General features: G+C 35.1%; 6 protein-coding genes. 2 read left to right on the forward strand and 4 right to left on the reverse strand.

Features of this window, described 5'->3' with window-relative positions:
• Positions 1–8 precede the first annotated feature (8 nt).
• The 4 genes from AC27VX_RS12960 to AC27VX_RS12975 all read right to left on the reverse strand — a co-directional run bounded on the left by AC27VX_RS12960 (position 9) and on the right by AC27VX_RS12975 (position 5684).
• Positions 9–2867, reverse strand: a complete 2859-nt coding sequence (locus AC27VX_RS12960; protein WP_488695933.1) for a T9SS type A sorting domain-containing protein — start codon at positions 2865–2867, stop codon at positions 9–11.
• A gap of 82 nt (positions 2868–2949) precedes the next feature.
• Positions 2950–3699: a hypothetical protein gene (locus AC27VX_RS12965; protein ID WP_488695935.1), complete on the reverse strand. Its 750-nt coding sequence runs from the start codon at positions 3697–3699 to the stop codon at positions 2950–2952.
• Positions 3700–3709: 10 nt separating this feature from the next.
• A complete protein-coding gene (locus tag AC27VX_RS12970; protein WP_236857334.1) occupies positions 3710–4792 on the reverse strand; it encodes a putative type IX sorting system protein PorV2 in 1083 nt (360 codons plus the stop codon).
• 13 nt (positions 4793–4805) lie between these two features.
• Positions 4806–5684 (reverse strand): DMT family transporter, encoded by an 879-nt coding sequence (locus AC27VX_RS12975; RefSeq protein WP_488695937.1) that lies wholly within the window; start codon positions 5682–5684, stop codon positions 4806–4808.
• Between the two features lie 248 nt (positions 5685–5932).
• Between AC27VX_RS12975 and AC27VX_RS12980 the strand changes: the two genes are divergently transcribed.
• Entirely contained in the window at positions 5933–6460 is a 528-nt protein-coding gene (locus AC27VX_RS12980) for a GNAT family N-acetyltransferase (protein WP_488695939.1), read from the forward strand.
• Between the two features lie 300 nt (positions 6461–6760).
• Entirely contained in the window at positions 6761–8389 is a 1629-nt protein-coding gene (locus AC27VX_RS12985; protein ID WP_488695941.1) for an acyl-CoA carboxylase subunit beta, read from the forward strand.
• Positions 8390–8475: the final 86 nt, after the last annotated feature.

The following is an 8475-nucleotide window of genomic DNA, read 5'->3' on the forward strand; positions in this document are numbered from 1 at the left end:
GGTAATATTTATTTTTTTATGATCTTGCTTAAGTAATCACCTTTTCCGGTTTTTATTTTTACAAAGTATATTCCTGAAGAAAGTTCTGCTACCCTAATATTCTCATTATGGTCAACTATATTTTTTATCAGCTTTCCGGAAGTATCGAAAATCTTGACCGTTTCAATTCTGTCATTTCCTTTAAGCTTTATTGAGAAAGAGTCAGAAACAGGATTTGGATAAATCTGAATATCCATATTCCCATTTTTAGTATCAGCATTAGGAGTTTCACTCACTGCCAGATAAGTGGGTAGCGGATCAGTAATTTCGTAGAATTCACTTCCGTGTTCTTTTGTAGCAATGGTCAGATATAATTGATCTCCATCAGTTCCCATTTTCTGAATATTTTCATTAGCCAGTAACTGATTATCATCATTGGTTATAAAAATATCCATAGGCATAGTTCCTGATGAAGTTCCGTTAGTTCTCCATACTTTCTGGGAATCACCATTAAGGAAATAAAGATAATTATTCGCACAAACCATGTCTTTCACTGAAGTAAAATTTTGGGCCAAATTGGAAGTTCCATTAGCTGTACCGTCGGTTTTCCATAATTGGGATGCATTGTTATGTGTAAAGAATAACTGATTACCACATTTTTTAAATTTAATATCTCCAGAAAAGTTCCCGGATAAAATTTCGGCTGTTCCTGCAGCAGTACCATCTGTAGAATGCAATGCTGAAGGATATCCTGATGTAACATAGATCAATTTATTATCTAAAGTACCAGTTTCCTTTGAAATACTCGCGGAACCATAAGGTACAGCGTAAGACTTTATCAGAACAGCTGATGCCTGATCACCATCTGAAGACCAAAGCTCATTCTGCCCCGAGCTGTAACTTGTTGAGGTATTCTCCTGCTGTTTTGTAAAGAGTAGTTTATTATTCAACGTATTTAATACCTTGATGTTCCCATCAGTTCCATCCTGATATGAAAACTGAATAGTTTTTAAGGTACCGGCATCAGTAGCATCAGTTTTCCAGATCCCCAGTTTTCCGTTTTCTTTAGCCACAAAATAGGCGAAACCATTCAGAACTGCCGTTTTAGAATCCACAGAATAAAGACTTCCCATATAATCTACAGAGATATCTTTCACCAAAGTAACTGTATTGGAATTATTATTTACTTTCCAAAGTTCAGTACCTACTAAATTATTATAACCGGCAAAAAGCAGGGTATTATCATTTAAATTTGTGTACATAAACCTACTTGATACATCGGGAGATGTTATTGCAATAGTATTGGCTTCCGTTCCATCTGTCCTATAAGTTCCTCCATCCGTGTAGAGATAATTTCCAACTTTAATAAAGTCTTCATTAAAATCAGTATAAATCCCTGTATATGAATTCCCTCCCAGTGCAGATAATCTTTGAATCTGATGTGTACTGTTATTTCTCTTATAAATCTGGCTATTAAACTGGCGGTCCGTAGCAATAAAGATAAGATCATTATTCAGCACATTAAATGCATGAGGAGAAGCACTTTCAAATTTACTGATATCAGAAGCTATTGCGGCCTCCTGGGTAAGCGGATCTATTGAGTATAATTCCGTTCCATATTTTTGAGTGCTACCGGGAAGATAAATTTTAGAATTCAGATCTACAAAACTATTGCTATATGGCAATCCAAGACTTGTGATTTCAAAGCTATGGGCAGGGTTTCCATCAGTAATCCAATATCTGCTTCCATAGTTGGCCATGGTAAAGATCAAATGTTTATCATCCGAACTGGTTCCATAGATCAAAGCATCAGGATGAGTACTGAAAGGAACGGTTCCGGCTTCTGTACCATCTGTTTCCCAGATATAGTTGCCATAGGCCTGATTTACTCCGTTGGCACCACTTTCAAAGAATATTTTATTGTTGAATTTTATAAATTTTTTCATACCCATGGAACTTGTAGCTCCTGGAGTAAGATTTTTCAAGAGTTTAGTACCGGCAGCTGTTCCGTCAGAAATCCAAGGCTCAAGCCCGTTTACTGTATCAAATCCTGTAAATACAAAATAATCATCTGCTGCTGCACCTTCCAGCCTGATATACCCTATAGGTTTCACAGATACTGTTCCTGCTTCTGTTCCATCTGTTGAATATAATTCATATCCTGCGGTTCCGAGATTAGCGATAAAATAAAGTTTATTCTTAAAAATCAATGCTGCAAAGTCTCCGTCAATACTTCCATTGGCATTAGGGACGATGTCCTTTAACAAAGTGGTTCCTGTCAAAGTACCATCAGATTTCCAGATCTCCTTTCCATGTACTCCATCATTGGCCGCTATATACATGATACCATTCATGGAGTGCATTTTCACGTTACCGGAGTATTGAAATGTCTTTAACAGCTGCAAACTGTCTGCAACGGTATTATAAACCCAAAGTTCATTGTGATGATAAAAAAAGATATTATTTCCTGCTACAGCAGTGGTTTCAATAGCATATTCAAAATTCAGATCTTTCACTTTAGAAGTTCCGGAAGTAGTTCCATCGGTTACCCAAAGCTGGTTATTAGAATTATTGCTCTGTATAGCTATGAAGTACACCTTATTATTCAGCTTCATAAAGGTAGGATCACCGGAAATCCCAATACCATATCCCGGAAAAACATCTTTCAGTAAGGTAGATTTCTGAGTAACAGGATTAAAGGTCCATAATTCTCTGCTTTCTTCAGCATTTCTTGTAGCCGGAAAAATAAGCTGATCGTTAAATTTGATTAACTGGCTAGGTCCACTTGAAGAACCAAAATGAATCTCCTGCAGCTTTGTATTTAAAACAGTCTGCGCGCAGGAAAATATTGACACTGCTGTCAACATCGAAATATAAATTTTTCTCATTTTCTATTAAAAGTAAATCCTTAGCTAAGATCTTTGTCTTAGCTAAGGATATGGTTATTCTTTTTTTGTTTTTATGTTCAAACTATTTTCCAGCAAAAACTTCTTTGGAATATCTTCCATCTGCCTGCGGAATATCTATTACAATATTCCCATTCTCAAAATAGCCTATGGCTGAATTTCCATCAGCAAGTTTCACAGTGAAAACATCTTTTTTTGATGTTGTCTTAAAAACAGCAAATGGAACAGAGCTCCCTGAATTTGCTAAAATAAACTGATTGGCATCAATCTGTATTTTCTGCAATTCCATTTTTCCATTTGAATAGTGATTAGCTGATGGAGTGGCAGAAGATGTTGATACCTCAGAAACTGTAGTCTGGGCATTTTCGTTTACAGCGGTATTCTGAGCGGGTAGCATCGCAACAGGATTAGAAAACCCAACCTTTGTCAACGCCTGGTTCAATGCATCTGCAAATCCTTCTTCAAATTCTTTAATATCTGAGCTCCCTTTCGACTCAAAAACCACTTTTTTGTTACAATCTTTAAACTGTAAAATCACTTTATTGGTGAATAAGTTTTTATCATTCAGAACTTCTGCATTAAGCACATTACAGGAATTGTTTTTAGCATCCGATGGCCATTTATCCACACTTTCTGCCAGTACTTCATACTTCTTTCCCTTCAGTGCTTTTGCTAAAGATTCTTCTAATCCAAAACTGCTCTTTTTAAAAGTCTGGAACTTCTCCGGAATAAAAATATACTTATAATCTGAAACTTTTTGGGCAAAAGCTGCTGTTGAGCAAATTGCCAACACAAACATTGAAATCTTTTTCATTTTTTCTGATTTAATCGTTTCTGAATGCTCCCATATCCATCTTTAGTGAGAAGAAATTAGAATAGAAATTAGATCCCCCTATGCCTGAATTTGTAATTGCATAATCCAGTGTAAGTCCTCTATATCTTATCCCAATACCTGCACTAGGCTGAAATGAAACTTTTCTTTTAAGGTCTTCTATATCTGTAATCGACTGAAATCTATTGATCCCCAGTCTCACAAAAATCATTTTCTGATATCCTAATTCTGCTCCTGCATAAGGGCTTATACTTGCAAAATCTGTTGAAATTAAAGAAGCCGTTTTAGCAAAATCTACATTTAATCCCGCTTCCGGTAATACGTATACACTACTGTTGATTTCAAATAATTTGCTGGCTCCTACATTAAGTTTAGGCATTGTAAGTTCCATCTTATCTTTTGGTGCCGGGTTAAATTCTTCTCCGTTTACAACAGTGGAAAGTTCTTTCTGGTTAATGCTCCAAAAGTTTACAGTAGTTGTGATATCACGAATCATCCCCCCGAACTTCCATCCATTATTTCCTTTATAAATTGCTCCCACATCAAAACCGAAACCATAGCCATTGGCAAACTTACCTACATTTCTATAGACTATTTTTGCATTTACTCCTACATCAAGATTAGGATTTCCACCCGGTCTGAATGCATAAGAAAGAATTGCGGCATAATCGGATTGAGAGAACTTTGTAATTTTATCATAATCAATGTTCCCTTCAGCATCAATCATCTGGGTGGTATTCAAAATATTATCTACTCCAAGTCTGACTACAGAAACTCCGAAAACACCTTCTTCCAAAACTTTAGCGTAAGCTAAATAGTCATATTTTGCAATTGACTCAAAGTATTCTGCATGCATAGCAGCCCCCTGCCAGTCTTTCTCTATTGCCATCAGACCTGCAGGATTCCACATAGGGGCATAGACATCATCCTGATTGGAGATTACTGCTCCTCCCATTGCCAGCCCACGAGCTCCCGCTCCTATATTTAAAAATTCATTGGAATACTTCCTGATAATCTGAGATTGGGATAGCCCAAACAGTAGTGAAAATGCAAGTAAAAAATATTTTTTCATCATATAAATTTGATGCTTAGTTAAAGTTTTTAGTTTTTCTGGCTTTTATTAATCCATTCACTATGATTGCCAGTATCATAACAGCTGAAGCAATATAAAATATAGGACTCATATGTTCTGATTCCCCAAAGATAAAAAAAGCTAGTATAATTCCGTAAACAGGTTCTAAATTAACTGTTAAAATTAATGTGAAAGGTGATATATATTTCATTAATTTCACTGATTCTAACATTGGAAAAGCAGTGAAAACACTGGCTAACAAGCATATTAACGCCAAATCTCTATAGTTTATTTCATTCATTTGAAAAATTTGCCCTGAAAGCAGATAAAATATCATTAAAATAAACCAACCACAGAAAATTTCATAAAATATAATGTTCCCTGAACTCGTTTTCCCAAACATTTTACCATTAAATACGGAAAATATGGTTCCAAAAATGGCACAGAATATTCCATAAATAATACCTTCTTTGAAATGGAACTCGGTTTTAAAAATCAATAAAATACAGGCAACAATCACTGTACCCATGATTACCTCAGAAATATCGACTTTTCTTTTAAAAATAATGGGTTCCAGTATGGATGCAAAAAGAGTGGACAAAGACAGACAACTCAAAGCAATTGAAACATTTGATACTTTAATAGAGTAGAAAAAACAATACCAGTGAAGAGCCATGGCAAGGCCTATACCTGCCAGCTGAAAGAATATTTTTTTAGAAACCTTTATGCTTTCTTTTTTAAAAACTCTGATAAATACAAAAAGAAAAATAGCAGCGAAAAGCATTCTGTAGAAAACCAGAATCTGTGCATTTGCATGAATCAGCTTTCCTAAAATTGCAGTGAATCCCCATAAAAATACTATTAAGTGCAATCTGAAAAGTGCCAATTTATGCATAACCTATCTCCTTTTAATTTTTAACATGCAAATTTACAAATAGGCTTTTATAAATCTCATAAAAAATTATAAATATTACGTTAACAAATAATTATTTACTTAATATCTATATCTTTTTTAATTATTTTTTTAAAAAATCATTGAAAATATATAATGTAGACATCTGCTATACCAATTTTGAAATTTATTATTTCGTAGCTATCTTTATAAGCGAATTATGCTTTTCAACAAAAACCACCAATTAGCTAATGATATTAAATGCAGATATTATAATAAAAACAGACCGGCTCATCTTAAAACCTATTGACTCCCTATATATTGATGACATTAATAGGCATTTTACTGCAGAAACTACAAAGTATATGCCCTTTACTCCGAACGGTAATAGAAATGATATTACAAAATTTGTGGAGGAATCAAAAATGCTTCTTTCAAAAAATACCGATCTCGTAATGGTAGCTGTTGATCCAGATAAAAACTTCATTGGCTGTTGTGGCATTCATAATATAACTTCAGAGTCCGTAGAACTCGGCCTATGGTTGAAACAAAGTGTGCAAGGAATTGGATTGGGAACTGAAATAATAATGAATCTGATAGAATTTTTAGAAAATAATTTCACTTTCGAATATATAATTTATCCAGTAGATCAGGAGAATATAGCCAGTAAGAAAATACCTGAAAAATTAGGTTTTATTCCATACAAAAGGTATCAGAAAAATAAAGGTACATCATCATTTCTTAATATTATAGAATACAGAAAATATTATTCAGATTAACTTTCCAAACCACCTTTCAGTTTTTTTAATATATATAAAAAACCCTGAAAATTTGTTAAACTTTCAGGGCCTTCAAATAATAAACTATTAAAAAAATAAACTAGGAACTGAGTATTTTGCAGAGGATATCACCCCCTGTTACTCTATTGTAAAGTTAGAAAAAATATAAATAATTTAAAAGTATTTTTCTGTTAAAAATTTCACAATTTACTAAGAACCAAACCATTAAACGTCTGTTTTACTTCCAATCCATATTCTTCATAAAAATAGTATCTTTAAGCGTAAAAAATTGAAAATTTTATGGATATCGAATTCAATAAACGAGAAGACCAGAACAGATTAAAATTATCAGAGATTAATCGCTTACTCACAGAGATCAAAAAAGGGGGCGGTGAGAAGAGGCTTCAAAAGCTTCGTGATGAGGGAAAAATGACTGCAAGAGAAAGAGTAGACTATCTTCTCGATAAGGATTCAGATTCCATAGAAATAGGAGCGTTTGCAGGGTATGAGATGTACGAAGAGCATGGAGGATGTCCAAGCGGAGGAGTTATTGTTGTGATGGGCTATGTTTCCGGAAGACAATGTCTAGTAGTTGCTAATGATGCTTCTGTAAAAGCTGGTGCCTGGTTTCCTATCACTGGAAAGAAAAACCTAAGAGCACAGGAAATTGCAATGGAAAACAAACTTCCTATTATCTATCTTGTTGACTCAGCAGGTGTTTATCTTCCAATGCAGGATGAAATATTCCCAGATAAAGAGCATTTTGGAAGAATTTTCAGAAATAATGCTAAAATGAGTTCAATGGGAATCATTCAGATTTCTGCCGTTATGGGCAGTTGTGTGGCTGGAGGGGCTTACCTTCCTATTATGAGTGATGAAGCAATGATCGTTGACAAAACAGGCTCTATTTTCCTTGCAGGAAGCTACCTTGTAAAAGCAGCCATTGGAGAAAGTATTGATAATGAAACATTAGGAGGTGCTACTACACACTGTTCTATCTCTGGAGTTACCGATTACAAAGCGAAAGATGATAAAGATGCTTTAACCAGAATAAAAACCATCATGAAATCTATCGGAAGTACTGAAAAAGCAGGCTTCGACAGAATAGAAAGTTTTCCACCAAAAGAAAGTCCTGACAATATTTTCGGAATTATGCCGGTTTCCAGAGCCGAGCAATACGATACTTATGAGATTATCAAATGTATTGTGGATAACTCTGAATACGAAGAATACAAACCCGACTATGGTAAAAGTATTATCTGTGCAACGGCTAGAGTTGATGGATGGTCTGTAGGAATAGTAGCCAACCAAAGAAAGCTGGTAAAAAGCGGTAAGGGAGAAATGCAGTTCGGAGGGGTTATTTACTCCGATTCTGCGGATAAAGCCACCCGATTTATCGCTAACTGTAATCAAAGAAAAATTCCTTTAATCTTCTTACAAGATGTTACAGGATTTATGGTAGGCTCAAAATCAGAGCATGGAGGAATTATCAAAGACGGAGCAAAAATGGTAAATGCTGTAGCTAACTCTGTAGTTCCTAAATTCACCATCATTACAGGAAATTCGTATGGTGCAGGTAATTATGCGATGTGTGGAAAGGCCTATGATCCAAGGCTTATCGTGGCATGGCCATGGGCTGATTTGGCTGTGATGGGAGGAACACAAGCCGCAAAAGTATTGGCCCAGATCCAGGAATCAACCTTGAAAAAACAAGGCAAAGAAATTTCGGAGAAGGAACACAACGATATTTTAGATACCATTTCAAAGAAATACCAGAAACAAACTGAATCCACCTACGCAGCTGCAAGATTATGGACAGATGCTATTATCAACCCTGCAGACACCAGAAAATGGATTTCTATGGGGATTGAAGCGGCAAACCATTCTCCTATTACAGAAAAATTTAACTTGGGAGTAATCCAGGTATAAATACGACTTAACGATAAGAAAATAAAGAACGCCTCAATAGTATTGAGGCGTTCTTTTGTAATAAGTAAGATCTATATTTCAAGATT

It is taken from the genome of Chryseobacterium sp. 14P4.3.2 (assembly GCF_057799275.1).

Excerpts from the sequence above, each read along its gene's own strand:
- AC27VX_RS12960 (WP_488695933.1), bottom strand. The coding sequence starts at position 2,867 with ATGAGAAAAATTTATATTTCGATGTTGACAGCAGTGTCAATATTTTCC.
- AC27VX_RS12965 (WP_488695935.1), bottom strand. The coding sequence starts at position 3,699 with ATGAAAAAGATTTCAATGTTTGTGTTGGCAATTTGCTCAACAGCAGCT.
- AC27VX_RS12970 (WP_236857334.1), bottom strand. The coding sequence starts at position 4,792 with ATGATGAAAAAATATTTTTTACTTGCATTTTCACTACTGTTTGGGCTA.
- AC27VX_RS12975 (WP_488695937.1), bottom strand. The coding sequence starts at position 5,684 with ATGCATAAATTGGCACTTTTCAGATTGCACTTAATAGTATTTTTATGG.
- AC27VX_RS12980 (WP_488695939.1), top strand. The coding sequence starts at position 5,933 with ATGATATTAAATGCAGATATTATAATAAAAACAGACCGGCTCATCTTA.
- AC27VX_RS12985 (WP_488695941.1), top strand. The coding sequence starts at position 6,761 with ATGGATATCGAATTCAATAAACGAGAAGACCAGAACAGATTAAAATTA.